Here is a 23,527-nt window from a genome sequence, read left to right as displayed (position 1 = left end):
GGCTGGCTCCTCGTCCGCTAGTCCTCGTAGTCCTCGCGCTTCATCACATAGTTGAGCGCGAGGCGGCCGCCGTCGGCATAGATGCAGGTGCCTGTGATATAGCTGGATTCCTTTGACGCCAGGAACCAGGCAATGGCGGCGATCTCGTCCGGGTCCGCGATCCGGGCAAGAGGGGTGCGCGACAGCATCGCGTCCATGGCAGCCTTGTCCTCATTGACGCCTCGGAGCATATCGGTGTTCACCGAGCCGGGGCCGATGGCGTTCACGCGGATGCCGTAGGGAGCCAGCGACAGCGCCATCGCCTTGGTCATCTGGCTGAGCGCGCCTTTCGAGGTGGAATAGGCAAGCTGGTCGGCAATCGAGACGACGGCGTTGATCGAACTCATATTCACGATCGCATAGCGGCGCCGGGCATCCTCGGCGCGCGTGTCCTCCTCCTCGATCTGCCGGGTCATCTGGCGTGCAGCAGAGCGCGCCACCAGGAAGGCGCCGCGCAGATTGACACCCAGCACCTTGTCGAAATCGGCCAGCTCCAGCGAGAGTATGTCTCCTCTGGCGAGTATGGCGGCATTGTTGACGAGGATGTCCAGCTGGCCGAAGGCCGACAGGGTCTCGGCCATCAGGTTGGCGACGGACAGCTTGTCGGAAACGTCACAGCTCACAAACAGGGCGCGGCCCTTGGCAGCGGCAAGATCATTGGCGAGCGCCTCGCCCGAGGCCTTGTCGGTGTCGGCGATAACCACCCTTACGCCTTCGTCGGCCAGCCGGCGTGCGCAGGCAGCGCCAATGCCGGTGGCTCCCCCGGTAATGATGGCAACGCGTTCCGAACCGGCCATGCGGTGTACTCCCCGTATCAGGATAGGTGAGGTGTGCTACTCGCCGCGCGCGGCGCTCACGCGGGCATAATCGCCGGCAATCGTGGTGTTGTCCGGCTCCAGCTCGTAGGCGCGGGCAAACAGGGGATAGGCCTCCTCATCCTCACCGATCTGCTCAAGGGCTGCGGCGAGGGAGTGGATGATGGCACCAGAGTCCGGTTCAGCCTCGACGGCGGCATAGCATATATCCATGCCTTCGCTTGCCCGTTCGGCCTTTACCAGCGCCCAGCACAGCGCATTGAGGGCCGACCCTTCATCGGGCGCAATCGCTACCGCTTCGCGTCCGTCTTCCACCGCCCGGTCCATGAGCTCCAGCTCGATAAAGGCGGCAGAGCGGCCAATCCAGCCACCTGGCGCGTCTGGCGCCAGCCGTATCGCATTGTCATAGGCGGCTATCGCTTCGGTGCCGCGGTCCAGCTCCATATAGGTGCCACCCAGGAGGATGTGGACGAAATCGTCCTGCGGCATGCCGCGCTCCGCGATCAGCAGGTCTTCCAATGCCTCCTGCGCGCGGTCGAGCTGCAGCAGGGCGACGGCGCGATTGCGCCGTACGATGGGAATATCGGTATTGCCGCCATTGTCGCGCAGAAGCGCGATCACCTGATTATAGGTGAAGAGCGCAGCCTCACTCTCGCCAAGCGCCAGCTGGCTTGCTCCCAGACGCACACGCAGCTCGGCCTCGGTCTGCCAGGGATGAAGCCGGGCTGACAGGCATGCGCGCAGCGCCGCGACAGCGGCTTCAGCATCGCCGGAGGCCATCGCCTCGTTGGCGTCAGGGCAGGGGTTGGAGCCTTGCTGGCCGGCAGGCGCGGGCTGGCCATGGGCGTGGCCGGCCAGAGCCATAAGGGCGGTCAGGCAAAATGCGCGGCATAGGTTCAGCATGGCGGTGCATCCGGGCAAATTCTGTGTCTGTGCCTTGCATGATACGCATGGCAGGCTGGCCGGGTCCATGCGCGCGGGCAGGGATGTGCCGTCAGCCGATACGCTTCTGCCAGCATCACGAAAAAGGGCGGACCATGCATGGTCCGCCCTTCGGTCATGTGGTGAATTGCCGCAAAATGCGTCAATGTCGGCGCCGGAGGCTTTCAATTTCCTCTTTCAGGCGCAATTTCTGTTTCTTGAGGTCTGCGAGTTGCAGCGTATCTGCGGAAGCATGTTTGAGCTCCTGCTCAATGCGATTTTCCAGTTGCGTGTGACGTTGGTCAAGCTCACGGATACGCGCTTCAGCTGGCATGTTTAGCCTCCTTCGCTGGATCAAGGATGACAAGTGAAACATCAAACACCCCCCTCTAGCAATGGTGAAAACTGTCCGTGTTGCGGAAGGGTTTCCCATGTCTGAACCCAAGTCCTTGCCGCAGCGGATGATTGTCGGACTGTCGGGTGCGTCGGGTGTTATCTACGGCATGCGCGCGCTCGAAGCGCTGCGTGATCTGGGCGTGGAATCCCACGTCGTGGCCAGCAAGGCCGCCGAGATGACGCTGGGCTATGAGATGGGCCTGAAGGCTGCCGACATCAAAGCGCGGGCAGACCACACCTACGCGTTTCCCGATATTGGCGCACCGATCGCTTCAGGCTCGTTCCAGACGCTTGGCATGCTGATCGCGCCCTGTTCTGTCAGGACGATGAGCGAGATCGCCACCGGCGTGACGTCCAGCCTGCTGACGCGTGCCGCTGATGTGGTCCTGAAAGAGCGCCGCCGCCTGGTGCTGATGGTGCGTGAGACGCCTTTTCATCTGGGCCATCTGCGCACCATGACGCAGCTGACCGAAATGGGCGCGATCATCATGCCACCCTTGCCGGCCTTCTACGCAAAACCTGAGACGCTGGACGACATGGTGGACCAGTCAGTGGGCCGGGCGCTGGACCTGTTCGGGCTCGACTGGACACCGACCCGGCGCTGGGGCGAGGACCTCAAGGAGGGCAAGCGGCCCGGCGCAGCCCGCAAGGGCAAGAACTGATGCACGGCACGCATGGGCAAAGCCTGTGGGATTTCTCCGTAGCGCTCTACGCGCACGAGCCTGTGAAGCGCTCCGCGTTGGCGCTGCAGGATGCCGGGCTGGACGTGAATATCGCTTTCTGGATTGTCTGGAGCACCGGGCAGGGGCGTGATCCGCTGCCCGCACTTGAGAAGGCCGTGCGTATTGCCGGTGACTGGCACGCGCTGGCGGTCGGGCCCTTGCGCCGCGTACGTGATGGGCTCAAGGCGCCGCGTCCGCCGGTCCCGGCAGAGGCTGCGCAGGCTTTGCGTCAATCGGTTCTCGGCGCCGAGCTGGCCGCAGAACATATCGCCCAGACCATGCTGCAGGCGGTTGATACGCCCGCCCTTTCCGGCGCTGCGGACTGGCCGGATGTGGCGGCGGCTGCGCTGGACGGGTATCGCGCGCGCTATGCGCCGGACGCGCCGGTCACGCGCTTCAAAGAAGCCATTTTCTCCGCGCGCGAAAAAGGGTAATGTCCGCGCCCCGTGTCCCGGTGGCCATGCCGGAGGGGCGTGGGTCATGTCCAAGTATTGGCAATCACAGCCAGCCCGGCCGGGCTGGCCGGTTGCAACCAATGACAGGTGTCTGGCTGAGAATGTTCGGTGATCTGGACGAAGATGCGCTGGTTGCCAAGCTGGCCGAGCTGCGCCGTGAACACCGCGCGCTGGACGCTGAAGTGCGTGCTGCACAGGAATGCGGCGTGGTGGACCAGCTCAAGCTGGTCCGGCTGAAGCGCCGCAAGCTGATGCTCAAGGACATGATCTTTGCGCTCGAAGATCAGCTCAATCCCGACATTATCGCCTGATGCCTTCTGCGGCCTGAAGCTCGACGCGGGCGCTTTGCCGCTTTAGCTTTCCAGCAACGACAAGATTGCAGGGAGGCTAACCCGATGACTTTGCGTCTCAGACACCGGCTGGCGGCGGCCATGATCGCCAGCGCGTTTATCGCCGTACCGGCCGCCATGACGCCAGCGCTGGCGCAGGAACAGGCCGAGGCCAGAAGCGTTTCCATCAACGATCTGTTCGAGCTGCGTCAGGCGGGGCAGGTGCTGATCGCCCCCGCCACCGGACAGCTTGCCTTCACCGTGTCGGTGCCGCGCGATATTCGCGCCGGCGACAGTGATGGCGCCCCGTCCCTGCATCTTTATGCCGCCGATGCACCCGGCGCACTGCGCGCGCTGGTCGCCGGAGACAATACGATCAGCGCTGTTGCGCTGCATCCCGATGGCGAGAGCGTCACCTTCATGGCCCGCCGTGAGGGCGATGAGCGCCCTGCGCTCTACCGGGTCGCGTTGTCAGGTGGTGAACCGGAACGGCTCTATCACCCGGATACGGGCGTGCAGGGCTATCTTCTGTCGGCGGACGCAAGCTCGATCTATTTCATTGGCCGCGACCCGAACCTGCCGGACACCAGCGCGCTGCGCGAGCGCGGCTTCCGGGCGAATGTCTACGAGGAAAACCAGCCGGTCTCCTATGTCTGGCGGGCAGGGCTGGGCGATAATGAGCGCGCGGCCGAGCCGCTGGCTCTGGCCGGCCATGCTTCGGCCATTCAGCTGAGCGCGGACGGATCAACCCTTGCGGTGACGCTCGCCCCGACGCCATCAGTTGACGATTCCATGATGGAACAGCGCTGGTCATTCGTGGACACGCAAAGCGGCGATGTGATCAGCACGGTCGAAACACCGGGCAAGATCGATACCGGCCGTTTCTCGCCGGACGGATCGCAGTTTGCCTTCCTGGCGGCGATCAACCGCTCTGACTCAACGGCCGGCACCATCCATGTCGCGGACGTGCAGAGCGGCGAATACATCCAGATCGCCCCTGACGCCGAACAGCATATCCGCACCTTTGAATGGCATGACGGGCAGATCCTCGCCCTGGCCCATGTACGTCAGGACAGTGCCTGGGTTGTGTACACGCCCGAAGGTGAGGAAGTGTCACGCGAAGCCCATGGCGGCTATGTCGCCCACTCGCTGAGCCTTGATGGTGATAGCGGACAAATCGCCTTCGTGGCCGATAGCCCCTCCCATCCGCGTGACGTGTATGTGGCCCGCCCGGGTGAAGCCCCGGCGCGCTGGGCCGACCTCAATCCCTGGCTGGCAAACCGCACACTCGGCGAGCAGCGCGTGGTGCGCTGGACGGCGCGTGACGGCGTCGAGGTGGAAGGCGTGCTCATCACCCCGCAAGGCGAGGCCCCTGAAAATGGCTGGCCGATGATCGCGGTCGTTCATGGCGGGCCGGAAGCGCACGACCATAATGGCTGGCTGACCGGCTATTCACGGCCCGGCCAGATCGGGGCGGGCGAAGGCTTTGCCGTCTTCTATCCCAATTATCGTGGCTCCACCGGGCGCGGCTTTGCCTTTATCGAGCTTGATCACCTCAACCCTCCCGGCGAGGAGTTCGAGGATATTGTTGATGGCGTCGGCTATCTCGCCAATCAGGGCGTGATCGATCCTGCGCGCGTCGGGATTACCGGTGGCTCCTATGGCGGGTTTGCGTCCGCCTGGGGCGCAACCGTCGCCAGCGAGCATTTCGCCGCTTCCGTGCCGTTCGTGGCGCTGACCGATCTCGTTTCCTTCATGGGCAATACCGACATCCCGGTCGAAATGGTCGATGTCCACTTCATCCATTATCCGTGGGAGAACTGGGAGTGGTATTTCGAGCATTCCCCGATCATGCATGCGCACGGCTCGACCACGCCGACCCTGGTCATGCATGGCGAGGTGGATACGCGCGTGGCCCCGTCGCAGGGCTATATCCTCTACCGTTATCTCAAGCTGGCCGGTGAGGCGCCGGTGCGCCTTGTCACCTATCCGGGCGAGGGCCATGGCCTGCGCAATGCGGCGGCGCAGTTTGACTATGCCCACCGCCTGATGGGCTGGATGCGCCACTATCTGCAAGGGCCGGGCGGGGAAATCCCGTCTTCGGAGCTCGACTACGACGCGCTTCTGGGTGCTGACTAGCCAGAGCCGCCAATATTTCCTGCCGCCGCGCGTCTCCGAACGGGCGGTGGCAGGCATTTTCAAAATCATAAGGGGACCGGAACATGACCGAGACGGATTTGCGCGTGGACGGCAAGGTGGCGCTGATTGCGGGTGCCAGCCGGGGTATTGGCGAGGCAGCGGCCAAGCGTCTGGCGCGCAATGGCGCCATTGTGATCGCGGCCAGCCGCAAGATTGAAGACTGCGAGCGCGTGGCCTCTGAAATCCGTGAAGCGGGTGGCAAGGCGCGCGCCATGACCCTGCATCTGGGCAGCGCGCAGGACCGTGACGCGGCGCTGGAAGCCATCCGCAAGGAAGAGGGCCGGCTCGATATTCTGGTCAATAACGGCGCGACCAGCCCTTATTTCGGACCCGTCGAAGACACGCCCGAAGACGCGTTCGACAAGACGTTCGACGTCAATGTGAAGGGGCCGTTCTTCCTCTCGACCGGCGCGATCCACATGATGAAGGAGACAGGCGGCGGCTCCATCGTCAATGTCGCCTCGGTCAATGGTCTGCGCCCCGGCTTCTTTCAGGGCGTGTATTCCATCACCAAGGCGTCGGTGATCTCGATGACGCAGGTGCTGGCGCAGGAAGCAGGCGGCCACAAGGTGCGCGTCAACGCGCTCTGCCCGGGCCTGACCGAGACCAAGCTTGCCAGCGCGCTGACCTCCAATCCCGGCCTTGATGACATGATGAAGCGCAATTTCTCGCTCCAGCGTGTCGGTCAGCCCGAAGACATGGCCGCCGCCATCCATTTCCTCGCCAGCGACGCCTCCAGCTACATGACCGGCCAGTGCCTTGTCATCGATGGCGGCATCATGGCGCGGGGGCCGTTATAGGGGCGTGTTACGCTGAAACCCCGGAAGCCCGGAGGGCTATCCGGGGTCTGGTCCCGCTTCTCCTGCCCGAGGTCCCGGCTCTCACTGACGTTCGGCCGGGAGTTCACATATGGTGAGCTTTCATGACCCGCATCATCGACATCTCCCCTGCCATCCGTCCCGGCCTGCCGGTCTGGCCGGGTGATACGCCGGTTCAGTTCGAGCGGACCTGGGACATGGGGCAGGGCTCGCCGGTCAATGTCTCGAAGCTGACCATCTCCACTCACACCGGCGCACATGCCGATGCCCCGCTGCACTATCAGGCGGACGGGACGGACATGGCCGGTGTCGCGCTGCAGCCGTATCTGGGTGAATGCGCGGTGATCCACTGTCTGGGCGAATGGCCGGTCGTGACGCGCTTTGCCGTCGAGCTGCAGCTCAGCCGGGTCTGCGGGGAGGCGGTGCCGGAGCGCGTGCTGATCCGCACCTGGCGGCAGGCCCCGCAAGAGACATGGGAGAGCGAGTTCACGGCCATCTCTCCTGACGCCATCGATTATCTTGCCTCTGTCGGCGTGGTGCTCATCGGGGTGGATACACCCTCGGTCGATCCCGAAACCTCCAAGACCATGGATGCGCACAAGCGCGTGGCCGCGCATGACATGCGCATTCTTGAAGGGCTGGTGCTGGATGATGTGGCCGAGGGACGCTACGAGCTGATAGCCCTGCCGCTGAAGCTCGCCGGGCTGGATGCTGCGCCGGTGAGGGCGGTCTTGAGGGAATTGAGCTGATGCAACTCGATGATGCGCGCGCGCTGGACCGGAATGACCCGTTTGCCGATACGGCCAGGCTGTTCGATCTGCCGCAGGGCGTGATCTATCTCGATGGCAATTCGCTGGGCCCGCCCCCGCGTCCGGCGCTCGACGCGCTGACAAAAGCGGCGCAAGCAGAGTGGGGCCATGACCTCATCGCCTCGTGGAACAGCGCTGACTGGATGGGGCTGCCGCTGCGCACCGGCGCGCGCATTGCCCGCTTGATCGGCGTCGACGAGACAAGCGTGATCGCGGGCGATTCCGTCTCGGTCAATCTCTTCAAGCTGGCCGCCGGTCTCGTCATGGGCGGGGCGAAGGGCGTGGCGGTGGAGCGCGGGGACTTCCCGACCGATGGCTATGTGATGGAGGGGCTGGCACGCCTGTCGGGCACACCCTTCACCCTGATCGAGCCGGGTGCGGGCGTGGCGGGCTTGCCCGACGGACATGACGTGCTGGTCAGGAGCGCTGTGCATTACAAGACAGCCGCCAAGGTCGACATCGCGGCAGAAGAGCGCGAGGCCGCCCGGCTCGGCAGGACGATCATCTGGGATCTGTCGCATGCGGCGGGTCTTGTGGGCCTGCAGCTGGAGCGCGATGGCGCGAAATACGCCGTGGGTTGCGGCTACAAATATCTCAATGGGGGGCCGGGCGCGCCTGCCTTCGTCTACTGCCACCGCGATGTAGTGGAGAGCTTCGCCCAGCCGCTATCGGGCTGGATGGGCCATGCCACGCCCTTTGCCTTCAAGGATGGCTACAAGCCCGCTACAGGCGTTTCCCGCTTTGCTGCGGGCACACCTGCCATCCTCTCCATGAGCGCGCTCCACGGGGCGCTGAGCGCCTTTGAGGGCCTGGATATGGCGCAGGTGGAGGCCAAGGCCCGCGCGCTCGGCGACACCTTCCTGGCGGCCATCGCGCCGCTCGGTCTTGAGACGATCTCGCCGCCTTCAGCGCAGCGCGCTGGCCATGTCAGCCTCGTCCATGAGGACGGCTATGCGGTTGTGCAGGCGATGATTGCCGAAGGCGTGATCGGCGATTTCCGGGAGCCGGACGTGATGCGCTTCGGCTTCGCGCCGCTCTATCTGACCCACGCGCAGGTATTCAACGCGGGGCAGATCATGGTGGAGATCATCCAGTCAGGGCGCTTCTCCGAGCCGCGCTTTGGCAAGCGCAACGCGGTGACGTGAGGCGGACCGGCATGGCTCAGCCCTTGCCAAGCCCGTGCCTTTCAAGGGAAGCTGGCAGGACGGTTCAGGACGCTTAAGGGGGCAATGATGGCGTGGATTATCCGGCTTGTGGCGGTTCTGTTCGGGCTGTTTGGCGTCGCCATATTGCTGCTGTTCGGGCCGGGCTCGCTTGACGCGCGCTATTTCAACCCGGCTCCGCCCGATCCGGCTCTGGAGGCGCTGTTTGCCGATCCGGTCGAGCCTGTCCTGACGGAAGAGGGCTTGCAGGGGGCCGAAGACCTCGAACCGGGTCCGGACGGGCGGCTCTATACCGGGCTTGCCGATGGCCGCATCATGGCGCGCGCGCCCGAAGGGGGCTGGGAAGAAGTGGCGCATACGGGCGGGCGCCCGCTGGGCCTGGCCTTCTCACCTGATGGCGTGCTGCACGTGGCCGATGCGCTGGCCGGCCTGATCCGGCTGGATGACGGCGAATGGACGGTGATCGATGAACCGGGCGAGTTCCCGGCACTCGTCTTCACCGATGACCTGACCATTCTCGAAGACGGTACCATCATCCTCACCGATGCGTCGGGGCGCTATGGCTATGGCGAGTACATGGAAAGCTTCTGGGAAGGCGAACAGACTGCGCGGATACTCGCCTATACGCCGGACGGCACGCGGCGCGTGCTTGCCGATGATCTCGCCTTTGCCAATGGTGTCGCCCATGATCCGGAATCGGGCGATGTCTTCATCAATGAAACATGGGCACGTCAGGTCCATGTGCTTGATCCGGTCACCGGCAATCTGCGCATCCTGATCGATGGCCTGCCGGGTTATCCCGACAATATTCACTGGGATCCGGAGGAGAATCTTCTGTGGATCGCCATGCCGTCGCGGCATAGCGAGCTGATGGAGTTTTTCCATCCGCGCCCGCTGCTCAAGCGTCTCATGCGCCGCTTTGCCGATGTGTTTGGCGAGCCGGAACTGCCCGCGCGTCCGGTCATGGGGCTGGCGGTCAATCGCCTCGGAGAGCCGGTGCGTGTGCTCTACGGGCCGACGCGAGAGGGCGAGCTGGGCGCGACCACCGTGGTGCCCTGGCAGGGTCAGATCTGGACGGGCGGCCTTGACCGGCCCACGGTTGACGCCTTTCCGGTGCCGCCGCGCCTTGACGGGACACATGCCGAATGACGCGCATCCTCATCACCGGCGGATCGAGCGGGATCGGGCTGGCGCTTACCCGGCGCGCGCTGGCGCGCGGCTGGCAGGTATCGTGGATCAGTCTTGACCCGGCAGAGATCAATGCCGCTCAGGGCGCGCTAAAAGTCGAGTTTCCTGAAGCGGAGATTGATGCGCTGTGCGCGGACCTGACCGAAGCCGATGCGATCGGCCGGATCATCCAATGGGTGAAGAAGACTGAAGCGCCGGACATTCTGGTCAATAATGCCGGGATCGGCTTCTTTGGCGCATCGGCGCAGCTGGACCCGGCGCGCGAACAGGCCATGATTGCGCTCAACATCTCCGCCCTGCACGCCATGACGCGCGCCTTCATCCCGCTGATGGAGAAGAAGGGCGGGACGATTGCCAATATCGCCTCCAACTCGGCGTTCCAGCCCGTGCCCTTCATGGCGGTCTATGCCGCGACGAAGGCCTTCGTGCGCCATTATTCGCTGGCGCTGGACCGCGAGCTGAAAGAGGCGGGTTCCCGTGTCCGGGTGATGACGGTCTGCCCGGCGGCGGTGAAGGACACACCCTTCAAGGGCGCCGCCGGCATGGATGGGCTTCGCACCTTTGACAGCTTCACCTCCACCACCGCAGACGAGGTGGCGCGCGACGTGATACGCGGGCTGGACGGGCGCAAGCGCTTTGTGGTGTCGGGCGCGAAAATGCGCGCGGTATATGTGCTCACCAAGCTGGCGCCAGCAGGGCTGGTGCAGGCTATTGTGAGGCGTGAGGTTGAGCGGGTTTAACCCTGCTGTTCAGGCAGGCGCACGACGAGGCCGTCCAGCGCGTCGCTCACCTTGATCTGGCAGGAGAGGCGTGAGGTCGCTTCCACGTCGGAGGCGAAGTCCAGCATGGATTGCTCCATGGAGGAGCGCTCGCCGGTTTTGTCTTCCCAGGCCGGATCGACATAGACATGGCAGGTCGCGCACGCGCACGCGCCGCCGCAATCGGCATCGATGCCGGGCACCATGTTGCGGATGGCGGTTTCCATCACGGTCAGCCCGTTGACGGCTTCGACAGTATGCTCGGTGCCGTCATGCTCGATGAAGGTGATTTTCGTCATAAGATGCCCTGATCGGTAACTGAATGTTTGCGTGGTATTTAGGCGAGAAGATCGCGCATCGCCACATCGAGATTGCGCAACGCTTCCGGGTCTACCGTCTTGCCACTGCCAATCAGCTTTTGCGCTGCCATGTACTCGGGTGCCGAATTGACGGCCTCGCACGCAATGATGCGGCCCTCCTTGATGTGGAAGACGGCAAAACTGCCCATTTCAGGATCGCCCCGCCGGACGATTGAGTCTGCGCCTTCGATCAGGCCCGCAATCTGCAGTTTGAGCGCGTACTGGTCTGACCAGAACCACGGCACGGGATCATAGTTCACCTCCGCGCCAGTAATGGCAGCGGCTACGGCCTTGCCCTGCTCGATAGCGTTCTGGACCGACTCCAGCCGGATCGAACGGCCATAGAGCGCAGAGTGGAAACGGGCGACATCGCCGCAGGCGAAAATCGACGGATCACTGGTGCGGCAGGCCGCATCGACCAGAATGCCGTCGCCGCACTCCAGCCCCGCCGCCTCGGCAAGACCCGTATTGATAGCGAGCCCTGCGGCAAGGAGGATGCAGTCCGCTTGGACCGTTTCGCCATTGGCCAGCAACACCCCGGCAGCCCTGCCGTCCTTCTCGATTATGGACGACACCGGCGTGCTGACGCGCAGATCGACGCCGTAGCCGCGATGGATCGCGCCGAACCAGCCGCCCAGAATGGGGCTTGCCGTGCGGGCCATGGGCCGTTCAGCCGCTTCCAGCACGGTCACGGCCAGGCCGCGCTTGCGCGCCGATGCCGCCACTTCCAGCCCGATATAGCCAGCGCCGATGACGGCGAGCGATTGTGCGCTTTTCAGCGCTGCGGAAAGATGGTCGGCCTCGCCCAGATTGCGCAGCACTTCAACGCCGGGCAGGTTCGCGCCGGGAATGGGCGGGATACGTGCCTCGCCGCCGGTGGCGATGACGCAATGCTCAAACCCGATGCGCTGGCCATCAGCCAGCACGGCTTCGCGTGTCTCGCGGTCAATTGCTGTGACGCGGATATTGGTCAGGCAGGCTATGTCCGATGCCGGATAAAAGGCCTCAGGCTTCAGCCACAGCCGCTCCACCGGCATCTCGCCTGACAGATAGGCTTTGGATAGAGGCGGGCGCTGATACGGCAGGTGCGGCTCGGCACCGATCAGGGTGACCGGGCCGTCATACTTGCGCCGGCGCAGTTCTGCCGCGCAGGACAGGCCCGCCTGACCCGCTCCGATAATTACCGTTCCAGCATTCGTGCTCATGCCTGCTTTCTTGGCCGGTTTGCGGCTGGCCTGCAAGGGGAGGTGGCTGCCTGTATGGATGCGGCGGCTCTTGCTGCGGGCGTGAATGCGCGCCTTACTGCGCGTCATGAAAGAAAAGACGATTCATCTGGACAGTATCGAGGCGACCACTGCTCTTGGCGCGGTGCTGGCCGGGCTGGCCGTGCCGGGCGATGTCATCCTGCTGACCGGCGGGCTAGGCGCGGGCAAGACCACGCTGGCGCGTGCTTTTGTGGGTGATATTGCAGGCGTGGAGGAGGTACCAAGCCCGACCTACACGCTGGTGCAGGCTTATGTGTCGCGCGCCGGGTTTGATGTGCTCCATGCCGATCTCTACCGGGTGGAGGACCCGTCAGAGCTGATCGAGCTGGGCCTTGAGGATGCTGCTGCAAACGGTGTTGTCATCATCGAATGGCCGGACCGGCTGGATGACGCATTGAGCGAGAACCGGCTGGAAATCACACTGGATTTTGACGGCGTTGCCGGGCAAGAGCACAGGCGGATAGCGCGCCTCGCCGCGCATGGCAGCTGGGGGGAGCGCCTTGCCCGTATCAGTGTCTGAGGATGTCCGCGCCGGTGAGCGCGCCGCGTTTCTGCAAGGAGCAGGCTGGGGCGATGCGGCTGTCACCGCGTTTCCGGGTGATGCGTCCACGCGGCGGTATTTCCGTGCCAGCAAGGGCAGTGAGCGCGCCATATTGATGGACGCACCCGCTGCTGCCGAAACACCTCTGGCACCGGATAATGCCAGCCCGCAAGAGCGCCATGCGCTCGGCTATAACGCTGTCGCCCGGCTGGCGGGCAATAATGTCGCGGCCTTTGCCGGTATTGCGCAGGCGCTTATCGAGCGCGGGTTTTCCGCGCCGCGTATTCTCGCCGCCAACATGGAGCAAGGCCTTCTGCTGATCGAGGATCTGGGCGAGGGGCTCTATGCGCGCGCCATTCCGGCAGGCGCTCATGAGGGAAAGCTTTATGCCAGCGCGGTCGATACGCTGGCGGCAATCTACCGCTCCAGCTTTGCGCCGGTTTTCGAGGCACAAGGCCAGTCATGGCGTGTGCATGATTATGACCAGACGGCACTGCTCGCCGAGACCGGGCTTTATCTCGACTGGTATCTGCCCCGCTTTGCGGTCCGGCCTTCCGATGATTTGCGCGCCGAATGGGAGGGCGTCTGGCAGGCGGCTTTTGCCAGCCTGGAGGCGCATGCGCCGGGGCTGGCACTGCGTGACTATCATGCCGAGAACCTGCTCTGGCTGCCCGATCGTGAGGTGGAGGGGCGTACCGGATTGCTGGACTTTCAGGACGCGCTCTTTGCCCACCCGGCCTATGATCTGGTTTCGTTGATCGAAGATGCGCGCCGCGACGTATCCCCCGATCTGGCAGAGCCTTTGAAGGACCGCTTCTTCAAGGCGGCAAAGCTTAATGACCGCGCGAGCTTTGACGCGGCCTATGCGGTGCTCGGCGCGCAGCGCAACGCGAAAATCCTGGGCATTTTCGTGCGTCTGGCAGAGCGCGACGGCAAGGCGCGCTATCTCGATCTCATCCCCCGCGTGAAAGCCCATTTCGACCGTGATCTCGCTCACCCTGCCTTGCGCGATGTGGCCGCGCTGGTTCGCAAGGCCATGCCGGAGGGTGCGCGGTGAGGCCGTCGCGCGCCATGGTCATGGCGGCAGGGCTGGGCACGCGCATGCGGCCCCTGACCGATGACCGGCCCAAGGCGCTGGTGGAGGTCAATGGCCGCGCCCTGCTGGACTGGACGCTCGATGCGCTGGCGCGGGCGGGTGTGTCCGATGCCGTGGTCAATATCCACCATTTCGCCGAGCGCATGCGCGCCCATCTGGCCGCCCGCGAAGGCGCGCCACGTATTCACGTTTCGGATGAGACAGACCAGTTGCTCGAAACCGGAGGCGGGCTGGTGAAGGCTGCGCCGCTGCTGGGTGGTGATCCGGTGTTTGTCGCCAATATCGATGCCTTCTGGGTCGATGAGAAGGGCGCAGAGCTGGCCCGGCTGGCAGACGGTTTTGACGCAGGCACGATGGATTTCCGCCTGCTGCTGGCACGCAAGGGCAATCTTCTCGGGCTCGAGGGACCAGGCGATTTCGCCATGGACGCGCAAGGCCGCCTGCAACGTTTCCGCGATGCGCCCGCCGGCGCCGAACCGCTCTTTTATGCAGGCGTGCAGGTGATGCATCCGCGCGTGCTGGAGGGCTGGCCGTGCGAGCCGTTCTCCACCAACCGGATTTGGGACGTGGCGCTGGCGCAGGGGCGTGTGACCGGGCAGGTCATGGACGCGTTCTGGATGCATGTCGGCGATCCGCAAACGCACCGCGAGGTCGAGAATCGGTTACGCTCGCAGGCATGAGCGAGCCGCCCGGCATATTCGATACACCTTCCCCGCGTGTCTTCACGCTGGCGCCCGCGGCGGATTTCCTGAAAAGCCTCGCGCGCACGCTGGTGGCCGAATTCCCTGACCCCGAAGCGCTGGCGGGTGTCACCGTATTATTGCCGACGCGACGGGCGGGCCGGGCGCTTGGCGAGGCGTTCAGCGCCATACAGGCCGAAAATGGCATCAGCGCCGCCATATTGCCGCTGATCCGCCCGCTGGGCGATGTCGATGCGGATGAGCCGCCGTTTGAACCGGGCGAGCTTGAGCATCTGGCCCTGCCGGCAATCAGTGCTGCGCGCCGCCGCTTCGAGCTGGCCAGCCTGATCCTTGCCCGCGAGGAAGCGGCGCGCCGGGAGATGACGCCCGATGGCGCGCTGGTGCTGGCTGATGCGCTGGCGGGCCTGCTGGACGAGCTGGCATCAGAAGAAATTACCGGCCTTGGCGCGCTGGAGGATCCGGCGGTGCGTGCAGCCTTGCCCGCCGACCGGCAGGAGGCGGCGCTGTTTCTGGACATCGTGCTGGAGCAATGGCCGCTGCACCTCAAGGCACTCGGCCTGACGGACCCGGCTGCGCGGCGTTCGACGCTGCTGAATGCGCTGGCGGACCGGTGGCAGGAAAGCCCGCCGCCGGGGCCGGTCATCGCAGCTGGCTCCACAGGCTCCATCCCCGCATCGGCGCATCTCTTGCGCGTCGTAGCCGGCCTGCACCGCGGCGCGGTCGTGCTGCCCGGCTTTGCCGGTTTCATGGATGAGGCGAGCTGGAAGGCGATTGATGAAGGCCACCCGCAGCGGGCCATGAAGGCGCTGATCGGGAGTATCGCGATTGGCCGCAACGATGTGAAGGAATGGCCTCTGGCGCCGGTAAGGGTGGCACAGGAAACCTCCAGCCCGGACAGGCATGAGGCACGCGCGCAGGCGCGTGCGCGACTGATTACGGAGGCGCTGCGCCCTGCAGACGAGACAGCCGACTGGCTCAAGCGCATCGGCGTGCTGAGCGAGGCCTGGGGCGGTGATGTCGTCGGGCTGGGCATACATGGCCTTTCAACCATTGAAGCGCGCGATCCGGCCAGCGAGGCGCGCGCTATCGCATTGGCCTTGAGAGAGACGCTGGAGACGCCGGGCAGGACGGCCATGGTGGTGACGCCCGACCGGGCGCTCGCCCGGCGCATCACCACGGAAATGAGCCGCTTCGGCGTGGAGCTGGACGACAGCGCGGGCGAAGCCTTGAGCGATACCGCGCCGGGGGCCTTCCTGATGCGGGTTCTGGAGTGCGCGGGCGATCCCGGCTCTGCATTGGCGCTGGCGGCTCTGTGGGCTTCGCCGCTCTTCGCGCTGGGCGAGAAACGCCCCGCCCTGATGGCCGATATTGCGGACATGGAACGCCAGACCTTGCGGGGACGCAGGCCCGGCAAAAGCTTTGCCGATGTCATGGCGCGCGTGGAGACAGGCAAGACGCCACGCTGGCTGGAGATCATTGCCCGTATCGAAGGGGCGCTGGCACCCTTGCTGGCACTGGAGGGAGACCAGCCTGCCCGCTCGTTCGCGCAGGCACTGGCGCAAGCCGCAGAGAACCTTGCCGCTAGCGATACCCTCGGCGCAGACCGGCTATGGGCAGGCGAGGCAGGCGACAGCGCAGCCGGGCTGATGCGCGAATTTCTCGATAAGGCAGAGGCGCTGCCGCCGCTGTCCTTGCGGGCCTTTACGCGCGTGTTTCTGGAAACCGCGCGCGGGCGGCGGGTGCGGCCGCGTTCCGGCGCGCATCCGCGCCTCGCCCTTCTGGGGCCGCTGGAAGCGCGCCTTCTGCATGCTGACCGCGTGATCCTGGCGGGCCTCAATGAAGGCGTCTGGCCACAAAAGCTTGGCAGCGATCCGTTCCTCTCCCGGCCGATGAGGAAGTCGGCAGGCCTGCCGCCGCCCGAACGGCGCCTCGGCCTTGCTGCGCACGATTTTGCCGAGCTTGCCTGCCTGCCGGATGTCATCCTGACCCGCTCAACCAGCGCAGATGGCGCTCCCACGGTCGCCTCGCGCTGGCTGTGGCGGCTGCAGACGCTTACGCGCGGCGCGATGGGGAAGGAGGAGGCGGAAGCCGCCCTCAAACCGGCATATGATTATCTGGCGCTTGGCGCGCGTCTGGACCAGCCGGACGCGCCGACACAGATCGCCGAGCCAATGCCCCGCCCGCCCGTCGCCGCCCGGCCCGCCTCCCTGTCCGTCACGGCGATCGAGAAATGGGTGCGTGATCCGTATTACATCTATGCCCAGCGCATACTGGAACTGGATGTGCTCGATCCGCTGGACCGTGAACCCGGCCATGCCGAGCGCGGCACGGCCTGGCACAGCGCGCTGGAGCACTGGGTAAAGGAACTCGGTGACCGCCCCAAACTGCCTGATGACGCGCTTGAACGGCTTGTCTCGCTGGGCGAAACGGCCTTGCTGGAGGCAGGCTTTACCGAAAGCGAAATGGCCGTGGAGCTGGCTCGCTTTGCCCATGGCGCCCGCTGGATGGTGGAGGCGGAGTCCCGCCGCCGAAGCGAAGGCAGCTTGCCTGTGGCAGCCACTATCGAGGAGCGCGGCACACTTAGCTTTCCTGCAGGCGGACGCGATTTTGTCCTGTCTGGAAAGCCGGACCGTATCGATCTGAAGGCCGGGCAGTACGAGGTGATTGACTACAAGACGGGCAGCATGCCCGGCGTGGATGAAGTGCTGGCCGGCTTTGCGCCGCAAATGCCCTTGCTGGGCGCGATTGTGCGCGCAGGCGGCTTCAAGGATGTGCCGCCCAAGGCGCTGGGCGGGTTTGTCTATCTCAATGTGAAGGGCACGAAAAAGCCCGGCGAGGAACGGCGCATCCAGTCGAAGGAGGGGCTCGACGCCGATGCGCTGGCCGATCAGGCGCTGGAACGCCTGCAGCGCTATGCGGCGAAGTTCGCTGACTCCGGGCACCCTTATGAAAGCCAGCCCCGAAGCAAATGGGTCAATCGCTATGGCGATTACGATCATCTCGCCCGGCGGGCTGAATGGTCGACCGCCCCGGATGCCGACAATCCGGATGCGGAGGATAGGTCATGAGTGCGCCCGGCTTTGATCCTGCCGTCGCGGCTTCCGCCACCACCGCGCAGCGTGCGGCGGCCGATCCGCGCGCCAGCGTGTTCGTGGAAGCCAATGCGGGCTCTGGCAAGACGCGCGTGCTGGTCGACCGGGTGGCGCGCCTGCTGCTGGAAGGCGTGCCGCCGGACCGCATCTTGTGCGTGACCTTCACCAAGGCGGCGGCGGGCGAGATGCAGACCCGGCTCTTCCTCAAGCTGGGCGATTGGTCTGTCATGGCCGACGAAAAGCTTCGCGCCGAACTGCAAAAGCTGACCGGCGAGGAGGCTGAGCCGGACGCGGGGCGTCTTGCCGAGGCGAGAAAGCTGTTTGCGCGCGCGTTGGAAACGCCGGGCGGTCTGAAAGTGCAGACCTTGCATGCGTTCTGCGACTCGCTGCTGCGCCAGTTTCCGCTGGAGGCCGGGCTGCCGCCGGGCTTTGCCACACAGGAAGACGCCCAGAGCGCGCGGGTGCGCCGCGAAGCAGAACTGCGCGTCTATGAGACCGCCCGGCGCGACCGGGGAGGCGCGCTTGCCATGGCCATCGAGGCCATCACCGTGCGCGCCGGACCCACTGGCTTTGAGGAGATATTCAAAAAGGCCGCACACCAGCGCCATCGCCTGTCGGAGCTGTTTGAACGGGCGCAGGGCGAAGGCCCGCTGATCGCCGAGGCTGCACGCATGCTGGGCATTGATCCGGATGCGGATGAAGTGCGCCTCAAGGCCGGTTTCATTGGAGGGCTGGATCTGGATGCCGTGCAAAGATGCGCTGATGCGATAGCGGCATCCACGGCCAAACATGCCGAAGCGGACGCGGACAAACTCTACGCGCCCTTGCGTCTTGCGCGGGCGGGGGAGGTGGACCGCGCCTTCGATGCCTATTGCGGTTTCATGCTGACGGGAACCGGCACGTTGCGCGCCTCGCTCTTTGTGAAGAGTGCGGGCGAGGCCTGCCCGGAGCTGATTGGTCTTTTCGGTCCGGAGGGCAGCGAACGGGCGCGCATGGAGACGGTGCTGCGCCAACTGACGGCTGCACGCCTGCACGCTCTGACATCGGCAAGCCTCACCCTCGCGCGGGCCTTTATAGCTGAGTATCAGCGCTTGCTGACGCGCGAACGCGCGGTGGATTTTGCCGATCTGGTGGTGCGGGCCTCGCGGCTGCTTGGCACCGCCGAGATGGCGGCCTGGGTACGCTACAAGCTCGATGGCGGGCTGGAGCATATCCTTGTGGACGAGGCGCAGGACACCGCGCCGGAACAATGGGATGTCATCGATGCTCTGTCGGCGGAGTTTTTTGCCGGAGAGGGCCGGGAACGGACGGGTGCGCTGGCCCGCACCGTGTTCTGCGTGGGCGATGAGAAGCAGTCCATCTATTCCTTCCAGAACGCTGATCCGGCCCGCTTCATCGCGCAAGGCACCAAGCTTGCCGGTCTAGCCGAAGGCGCGCAGCTGGCGTTTGTGAAGCCGGAACTGAAAACCTCCTTCCGCTCCGCGCCGGAAGTGCTGGAAGCGGTCGATATGGCCTTTGCCGATATTCGCGAAGGTCTGGAAACCAAATTCCTGTCCGGCGCGCCGGAAACCAAGCTGCAGGATGACCGCGAACAGACGGTGGAGGCCGCGCCAGCTGCCGGCAACCACCCTTTCATGGCTTATCGCGGGCACGAGGCGGCACGGCGCGGCACGCCGGGCTGCGTGGAGATATGGCCGGTCACGCCCAGACTGCCCAAGGGCGAGGATGACAGCCTGGACGACGAACCGGACGGCCCGGTCGACAAGGCCCGTTACAACTCCCCGCGCAACCAGCTCGCTGAAGCCGTGGCGCAGGAGATCGCCAGCATTATCGAGCGTGGTGATGCGGTGTGGGAGGAGAAGCCGGACTGGCACCAGCGGGCGGCAACGCCGGGCGATATCGTCATACTGGTGCGCAAGCGCGGCGGGCTGTTCATGGAGATCATCCGTCAGCTGAAAATCCGGAATGTGGCGGTGGCGGGCGCGGACCGTATGGTCCTGCCCGATCAGCTCGTCGTGCAGGACATGCTCTCACTGGCCCGCTTCGCCCTGCAGCCGGGCGATGACCTGGCGCTGGCCGAAGTGCTCAAAGGCCCGGCCTTCCATCCGGTAGGCGCAGAGGCGCCGCCGATTGACGACGATGTGCTGTTCCGCCTCGCCCATAAGCGAAAAGGCTCGCTCTGGGAGGCGCTCCAGCGCAGCGATGACCCTGCGCTCAGTGACGCGAAAACGGCGTTAAAGGCTGTGCGCGGGCGCGTCGATACGCTGACCCCTTATGCCTTCTTCGCGCGCTTCCTGAGCGAGGCCTGCGATACCGGCGAAAGCCGCGCAGCGCGCGTTTATGCCCGCCTGCGCGAGGAGGCGCGCGATCCGCTGGAGGAGTTCCTCTCCCGCGCGCTTGCCCATGAGCGCGAAGGCGCGCCTTCGCTTGCCCTCTTCATCGATGCCATTACCCGCTCCGATAGCGAGCTGAAGCGTGACCCCGAAGGCGGACGTAACGAGGTGCGCGTGATGACCGTGCATGCCGCCAAGGGGCTGGAAGCGCCCATCGTCTTCCTGCCCGATACGACCAGCCCGGCTTTTGGCCGTCATCCGCTGATCGAGGATCACGAGGAAAGCGGTTTGCTCTGGTCTGAGAATGACAGCTTTGCGCCTGACATCATCACCGCGCTACGCGAGGCCTGGAAGAAGGATCAGGAGAACGAATCCGCCCGCCTGCTCTATGTGGCGATGACGCGCGCGCGTGACCGTCTGATCGTCTGTGGCCATGCCCATGGAAACGCCAAAGAGCCAAAGCCGGAGAGCTGGTACGGCCGTCTCGCCGCCGCCTGGCAGGGCGAAGGCTGGCGCAGCGCAGAGACGGCGATTGACGCCATTGCGGCCCATTATGAATGGGAAAATCCCGAGCAGGCCCGGCGCTATGGCGTGGACGTCCACCCGGCCCTGAAGAAGGCGGACGAGAAGGACAGGCGTGTCGCCGATCCCATCTGGCTGCGCACGCCAGCCGCGCCGGAAACCATTGCCGCGCGCGCCATTGCCCCCTCACGCCTTCTGGCCGGGCTGGAGGCCGGGGGAGAGCCTGCTGGCCTTTCTCCACTTGCAGCAGGCGGACGGGACCGCTTCGTGCGCGGCACACTCATTCACAAGCTTTTGCAGACCTTGCCTGATCTGCCACCCGCCGGGCGCGCCGATGCAGCGGCCCGCCTGCTGGCACGTCATCAGGAGCTGGATGAGGCGGAGCGCGCCGCGATTGCACGCGAAGCGCTGGCGGTTCTGGCGGACCCCCAGTTTGCCCCCCTGTTCGGTCCTGGCTCGCGCGCCGAGGTGTCGCTGAGTGGCACTGCGCCGGGCCTGCCGCCGGGTGTGCGCGTCAACGGCCAGGTGGACCGGCTGCTGGTCACGCCGGACCGTGTCCTTGTCGTCGATTTCAAGACCAACCGCCCGCCGCCCGACAAGGTAGACGATGTGGCATCGGCGTATCTGGCGCAGATGGCAGCCTACCGGGCATTGTTGCGCGTGCTCTACCCGGGCCGGGCCGTGCGCTGCGCGCTGGTCTGGACGGACGCAGGCCGGCTTATGGAGCTGCCCGATGCAGCCATGGACGCGGCGCTGGAGCTGGCCGCGCAGCCCGGCGCGCTTGACCGTGGGGGAGCGGCTTCCTAGGTGTACGGGCATCAAGGCTGGCCAGCGTGCCGATGTCCGGGCGCTGGCTGATAACCTTCCAAGGGAGAAAGCCCATGTCGACCAAAGCGGTGTCTGACGATTCTTTCGAAGCCGATGTTCTCAAGGCGGGTGGCCCCGTGCTTGTGGATTTCTGGGCCGAGTGGTGCGGGCCGTGCAAGCAGATCTCGCCTGCACTCGACCAGATCGCTTCCGAGCACTCCGGCAAGATCACGGTCGCCAAGGTGAATATCGACGAGAATCCGATGACGCCGGGCAAGTATGGCGTGCGCGGTATCCCGACCCTGATGATCTTCAATAATGGCGAGCTGGTATCCACCAAGGTGGGCGCCATGGCCAAAGGCAAGATCGAGGAATGGATCAACGCGACGATCTAGCGCTCTCGCTTATCTGCGATTTGAAAAACCCCGGACGGTGACGTCCGGGGTTTTTGTTTGGTTATTCGATGAATGTGGTGTCCTCCCCCGTTTACGGGGGAGGTGTCAGCGTAGCTGACGGAGGGGGGCACTTGTATCAGCAATTCTCCCCCCCCCCTCGGTCCTTCGGACCACTCCCCCCGCAAGCGGGGGGAGACATCGCGTGGGCTATGACAGTCAGGGACTCTTTTAAACCCCCGCCATCTCCGCATTGATCGCCAGCGCGGCTTTGCGCGGGTCGGGGGCGGCATTGACAGGCCGGCCCACCACGATGCGGGTGGCACCCATGGAGATGGCCTCTGCCGGCGTCGCGATACGCGCCTGATCGTCTGCGGCGCTGCCTGCCGGGCGGATGCCGGGGGTGACGATATCAAAGCCCGGCCCGAAGCGGGCGCGCAGTTCTTCGGCCTCGTGGGCGGAGGCGATGACGCCATCGCAGCCCGCTTCCAGCGCCTGCTCGGTGCGCATCAGCACCAGATCGCGCGCGCCATAGGCAAAGCCCATCTCTTTGAGCATGGCGTCGTCATAGGAGGTCATCACGGTGACGGCGAGGAGCTTTAGCCCTGTGCCCTCGCGGCCCTTGTGCGCGGCGCGCATCACCGGCGGTTCGGCATGGATGGTGAGATAATCGGCCCCTGAGGGCGCGATGGAGCGCGTGGCCTTTTCCACCGTGGCGGAGATGTCGTGCAGCTTGAAATCAAGGAAGACGCCGTGCCCGGCACTTTTAAGCTCCCGGCACAGCTCCATCCCCCCGAGCGGGAAAAGCTGCAGGCCGATCTTGTAGAAGCAGCCCGCATCGCCAATCGCGGCGACGAGGTTCTTCGCCTCTTCAATCGTTGGCAGGTCCAGCGCGGTGATCAGACGGGCATCGGCGCTCACGAGTTCGCTCCGGCACGCGCGGTCATCCGCCTTTCCTGCGCGCGCATGACCGCCCGGCCCAACGGGTCAGGCAGCACTTTCGACATCGCAGTGAGGAATTTGTACCAAGCACCCGGCACGCGCAGCACGATGCCGCGCTCCACCGCGTCATACCCTGCGGTGGCCACTTCCTCGGCGGTCAGCATCCAGAATTTCGGCATTTGCGAGACGGTCGCCCGCGCGCCGTTCACATCGTGAAACTCAGACCAGGTGTAGCCCGGCGCGACCGCGCTCACATGCACGTTCTTGCCCGCCAGCTCCAGATGGAGCGCTTCGGAGAATTTGATCAGCAGGCTCTTGGCGCCCGGATAGAGCGTGCCGGAAAAGCGGGTATGCGCGTTCGCGCTCGGCAGAAGGGCCGAGACCGACGACACGTTGATGATCCGGCCAAAGCCGCGCTCCGCCATGCCCGGCGCCACCAGATGGGCGAGCGCAAGATAGTTGGTGACCATGAGCTGCAGGAAGCGGGCCTGGTCGGTCCATTTCGTCTCTGTGAAATGGCCCGGCTGACCGGCGCCCGCATTATTGACCAGGCCATCAATCTGGCGGCCTGCGTCCTCAACCGCCTTGACGATCTCCTTGGGCGCGTTTGCCTTGGAGAGGTCTGCCGGTATGATGAGGCTGTCCACGCCAAAGCGGGCCTTCATCTCCTCGGCGAGCTCTTTCAGCCGGTCCTCGCGGCGGGCGACAAGGGCCAGATCCCAGCCCTTGCTGGCAAACTGCCGCGCGAAGGCCGCCCCGATTCCTGACGAGGCTCCAGTTACAACCACCAGACGGCGGGCCATGGCATCGCTCCTTGTACTGTCCGCATTGCGCGGAAAGTGGCGATGCCCGGCCGCCTTGTCCA

At 65.0% G+C, this 23,527-nt stretch carries 22 protein-coding genes; 15 read left to right on the top strand and 7 right to left on the bottom strand.

Going from position 1 to position 23,527, the window contains the following annotated elements; all coding sequences use genetic code 11:
• Nucleotides 1-17: 17 nt before the first annotated feature.
• The 3 genes from X907_RS13015 to X907_RS13005 form a co-directional block, all read right to left on the bottom strand.
• Nucleotides 18-836, bottom strand: coding sequence for an SDR family NAD(P)-dependent oxidoreductase (locus tag X907_RS13015; protein WP_127568688.1), 819 nt, complete (start codon nucleotides 834-836; stop codon nucleotides 18-20).
• A gap of 36 nt (nucleotides 837-872) precedes the next feature.
• The gene (locus tag X907_RS13010; RefSeq protein WP_233352391.1) at nucleotides 873-1,757 is read right to left on the bottom strand and encodes a tetratricopeptide repeat protein; all 885 of its coding nucleotides are present in this window, start codon (nucleotides 1,755-1,757) and stop codon (nucleotides 873-875) included.
• 181 nt (nucleotides 1,758-1,938) lie between these two features.
• Nucleotides 1,939-2,109: a YdcH family protein gene (locus X907_RS13005; RefSeq protein WP_127568686.1), complete on the bottom strand. Its 171-nt coding sequence runs from the start codon at nucleotides 2,107-2,109 to the stop codon at nucleotides 1,939-1,941.
• Between the two features lie 97 nt (nucleotides 2,110-2,206).
• Between X907_RS13005 and X907_RS13000 the strand changes: the two genes are divergently transcribed.
• The 9 genes from X907_RS13000 to X907_RS12960 all read left to right on the top strand — a co-directional run bounded on the left by X907_RS13000 (nucleotide 2,207) and on the right by X907_RS12960 (nucleotide 10,594).
• Nucleotides 2,207-2,833, top strand: a complete 627-nt coding sequence (locus X907_RS13000) for a UbiX family flavin prenyltransferase (protein WP_127568684.1) — start codon at nucleotides 2,207-2,209, stop codon at nucleotides 2,831-2,833.
• Nucleotides 2,833-3,327: a TIGR02444 family protein gene (locus tag X907_RS12995; protein WP_127568681.1), complete on the top strand. Its 495-nt coding sequence runs from the start codon at nucleotides 2,833-2,835 to the stop codon at nucleotides 3,325-3,327. Before X907_RS13000 ends, X907_RS12995 begins: the two co-directional genes overlap by 1 nt.
• Before the next feature lie 101 nt (nucleotides 3,328-3,428).
• The gene (locus X907_RS12990) at nucleotides 3,429-3,659 is read left to right on the top strand and encodes a YdcH family protein (RefSeq protein WP_233352388.1); all 231 of its coding nucleotides are present in this window, start codon (nucleotides 3,429-3,431) and stop codon (nucleotides 3,657-3,659) included.
• Between the two features lie 84 nt (nucleotides 3,660-3,743).
• Nucleotides 3,744-5,816 carry an alpha/beta hydrolase family protein gene (locus tag X907_RS12985; protein WP_127568679.1) on the top strand — a complete coding sequence of 691 codons (2,073 nt, stop codon included), beginning with the start codon at nucleotides 3,744-3,746 and terminating at the stop codon, nucleotides 5,814-5,816.
• An 83-nt stretch (nucleotides 5,817-5,899) separates the two neighbouring features.
• A complete protein-coding gene (locus X907_RS12980; RefSeq protein WP_127568677.1) occupies nucleotides 5,900-6,676 on the top strand; it encodes a glucose 1-dehydrogenase in 777 nt (258 codons plus the stop codon).
• A 122-nt stretch (nucleotides 6,677-6,798) separates the two neighbouring features.
• A complete protein-coding gene (gene kynB / locus X907_RS12975) occupies nucleotides 6,799-7,443 on the top strand; it encodes an arylformamidase (RefSeq protein WP_127568675.1) in 645 nt (214 codons plus the stop codon).
• Nucleotides 7,443-8,648 carry an aminotransferase class V-fold PLP-dependent enzyme gene (locus X907_RS12970; protein ID WP_127568673.1) on the top strand — a complete coding sequence of 402 codons (1,206 nt, stop codon included), beginning with the start codon at nucleotides 7,443-7,445 and terminating at the stop codon, nucleotides 8,646-8,648. Before kynB ends, X907_RS12970 begins: the two co-directional genes overlap by 1 nt.
• Nucleotides 8,649-8,735: 87 nt before the next feature.
• Complete coding sequence (locus tag X907_RS12965) at nucleotides 8,736-9,815, top strand: SMP-30/gluconolactonase/LRE family protein (protein WP_233352386.1); 1,080 nt, start codon at nucleotides 8,736-8,738, stop codon at nucleotides 9,813-9,815.
• Entirely contained in the window at nucleotides 9,812-10,594 is a 783-nt protein-coding gene (locus X907_RS12960; protein WP_127568669.1) for an SDR family NAD(P)-dependent oxidoreductase, read from the top strand. Before X907_RS12965 ends, X907_RS12960 begins: the two co-directional genes overlap by 4 nt.
• Here X907_RS12960 and X907_RS12955 read toward each other — a convergent pair.
• Nucleotides 10,591-10,911, bottom strand: coding sequence for a 2Fe-2S iron-sulfur cluster-binding protein (locus X907_RS12955; RefSeq protein WP_127568667.1), 321 nt, complete (start codon nucleotides 10,909-10,911; stop codon nucleotides 10,591-10,593). The two genes, X907_RS12960 and X907_RS12955, sit on opposite strands and share 4 nt — an antisense overlap.
• A gap of 38 nt (nucleotides 10,912-10,949) precedes the next feature.
• Nucleotides 10,950-12,176 carry an NAD(P)/FAD-dependent oxidoreductase gene (locus tag X907_RS12950; protein ID WP_127568665.1) on the bottom strand — a complete coding sequence of 409 codons (1,227 nt, stop codon included), beginning with the start codon at nucleotides 12,174-12,176 and terminating at the stop codon, nucleotides 10,950-10,952.
• 106 nt (nucleotides 12,177-12,282) lie between these two features.
• On the opposite strand from X907_RS12950, the gene tsaE reads away from it, so the two are divergent.
• The 6 genes from tsaE (at nucleotide 12,283) to trxA (ending at nucleotide 21,723) form a co-directional block, all read left to right on the top strand.
• The gene (gene tsaE / locus X907_RS12945; RefSeq protein WP_127568663.1) at nucleotides 12,283-12,756 is read left to right on the top strand and encodes a tRNA (adenosine(37)-N6)-threonylcarbamoyltransferase complex ATPase subunit type 1 TsaE; all 474 of its coding nucleotides are present in this window, start codon (nucleotides 12,283-12,285) and stop codon (nucleotides 12,754-12,756) included.
• Nucleotides 12,737-13,834 carry an aminoglycoside phosphotransferase family protein gene (locus X907_RS12940; protein WP_233352385.1) on the top strand — a complete coding sequence of 366 codons (1,098 nt, stop codon included), beginning with the start codon at nucleotides 12,737-12,739 and terminating at the stop codon, nucleotides 13,832-13,834. Before tsaE ends, X907_RS12940 begins: the two co-directional genes overlap by 20 nt.
• Nucleotides 13,831-14,553, top strand: a complete 723-nt coding sequence (locus X907_RS12935; protein ID WP_233352383.1) for a nucleotidyltransferase family protein — start codon at nucleotides 13,831-13,833, stop codon at nucleotides 14,551-14,553. The genes X907_RS12940 and X907_RS12935 overlap by 4 nt, the downstream gene beginning before the upstream one ends.
• On the top strand, nucleotides 14,550-17,642 hold the full coding sequence (gene addB, locus X907_RS12930) for a double-strand break repair protein AddB (RefSeq protein WP_127568659.1): 3,093 nt from the start codon (nucleotides 14,550-14,552) through the stop codon (nucleotides 17,640-17,642). The genes X907_RS12935 and addB overlap by 4 nt, the downstream gene beginning before the upstream one ends.
• Nucleotides 17,639-21,328: a double-strand break repair helicase AddA gene (gene addA / locus X907_RS12925; protein WP_127568657.1), complete on the top strand. Its 3,690-nt coding sequence runs from the start codon at nucleotides 17,639-17,641 to the stop codon at nucleotides 21,326-21,328. The genes addB and addA overlap by 4 nt, the downstream gene beginning before the upstream one ends.
• 74 nt (nucleotides 21,329-21,402) lie before the next feature.
• Entirely contained in the window at nucleotides 21,403-21,723 is a 321-nt protein-coding gene (gene trxA, locus X907_RS12920; RefSeq protein ID WP_127568655.1) for a thioredoxin TrxA, read from the top strand.
• Nucleotides 21,724-21,951: 228 nt separating this feature from the next.
• Here trxA and pyrF read toward each other — a convergent pair whose 3' ends face one another.
• Together pyrF and X907_RS12910 are read right to left on the bottom strand one after the other, a co-directional pair.
• Nucleotides 21,952-22,641: an orotidine-5'-phosphate decarboxylase gene (pyrF, locus tag X907_RS12915; protein ID WP_127568653.1), complete on the bottom strand. Its 690-nt coding sequence runs from the start codon at nucleotides 22,639-22,641 to the stop codon at nucleotides 21,952-21,954.
• Nucleotides 22,638-23,465 carry an SDR family NAD(P)-dependent oxidoreductase gene (locus X907_RS12910; RefSeq protein WP_127568651.1) on the bottom strand — a complete coding sequence of 276 codons (828 nt, stop codon included), beginning with the start codon at nucleotides 23,463-23,465 and terminating at the stop codon, nucleotides 22,638-22,640. Before X907_RS12910 ends, pyrF begins: the two co-directional genes overlap by 4 nt.
• Between the last annotated feature and the right edge of the window lie 62 nt (nucleotides 23,466-23,527).

Origin of the sequence: Glycocaulis alkaliphilus, assembly GCF_004000605.1 — a bacterium.
In the GTDB taxonomy this organism is placed as follows: Bacteria; Pseudomonadota; Alphaproteobacteria; order Caulobacterales; family Maricaulaceae; genus Glycocaulis; species Glycocaulis alkaliphilus.
The sequence above is the reverse complement of the archived record's forward strand: the minus strand, read 5'-3'. Positions and strand labels throughout refer to the sequence as shown.

Coding starts and splice junctions, on each gene's coding strand:
- X907_RS12960 (WP_127568669.1), top strand. CDS start 9,812: ATGACGCGCATCCTCATCACCGGCGGATCGAGCGGGATCGGGCTGGCG.
- addB (WP_127568659.1), top strand. CDS start 14,550: ATGAGCGAGCCGCCCGGCATATTCGATACACCTTCCCCGCGTGTCTTC.
- X907_RS13015 (WP_127568688.1), bottom strand. CDS start 836: ATGGCCGGTTCGGAACGCGTTGCCATCATTACCGGGGGAGCCACCGGC.
- addA (WP_127568657.1), top strand. CDS start 17,639: ATGAGTGCGCCCGGCTTTGATCCTGCCGTCGCGGCTTCCGCCACCACC.
- X907_RS12955 (WP_127568667.1), bottom strand. CDS start 10,911: ATGACGAAAATCACCTTCATCGAGCATGACGGCACCGAGCATACTGTC.
- X907_RS12995 (WP_127568681.1), top strand. CDS start 2,833: ATGCACGGCACGCATGGGCAAAGCCTGTGGGATTTCTCCGTAGCGCTC.
- X907_RS13005 (WP_127568686.1), bottom strand. CDS start 2,109: ATGCCAGCTGAAGCGCGTATCCGTGAGCTTGACCAACGTCACACGCAA.
- X907_RS12990 (WP_233352388.1), top strand. CDS start 3,429: ATGACAGGTGTCTGGCTGAGAATGTTCGGTGATCTGGACGAAGATGCG.
- X907_RS13000 (WP_127568684.1), top strand. CDS start 2,207: ATGTCTGAACCCAAGTCCTTGCCGCAGCGGATGATTGTCGGACTGTCG.
- X907_RS12980 (WP_127568677.1), top strand. CDS start 5,900: ATGACCGAGACGGATTTGCGCGTGGACGGCAAGGTGGCGCTGATTGCG.
- tsaE (WP_127568663.1), top strand. CDS start 12,283: ATGAAAGAAAAGACGATTCATCTGGACAGTATCGAGGCGACCACTGCT.
- X907_RS12965 (WP_233352386.1), top strand. CDS start 8,736: ATGGCGTGGATTATCCGGCTTGTGGCGGTTCTGTTCGGGCTGTTTGGC.
- X907_RS13010 (WP_233352391.1), bottom strand. CDS start 1,757: ATGCTGAACCTATGCCGCGCATTTTGCCTGACCGCCCTTATGGCTCTG.
- X907_RS12910 (WP_127568651.1), bottom strand. CDS start 23,465: ATGGCCCGCCGTCTGGTGGTTGTAACTGGAGCCTCGTCAGGAATCGGG.
- X907_RS12970 (WP_127568673.1), top strand. CDS start 7,443: ATGCAACTCGATGATGCGCGCGCGCTGGACCGGAATGACCCGTTTGCC.
- X907_RS12950 (WP_127568665.1), bottom strand. CDS start 12,176: ATGAGCACGAATGCTGGAACGGTAATTATCGGAGCGGGTCAGGCGGGC.
- kynB (WP_127568675.1), top strand. CDS start 6,799: ATGACCCGCATCATCGACATCTCCCCTGCCATCCGTCCCGGCCTGCCG.
- X907_RS12985 (WP_127568679.1), top strand. CDS start 3,744: ATGACTTTGCGTCTCAGACACCGGCTGGCGGCGGCCATGATCGCCAGC.
- trxA (WP_127568655.1), top strand. CDS start 21,403: ATGTCGACCAAAGCGGTGTCTGACGATTCTTTCGAAGCCGATGTTCTC.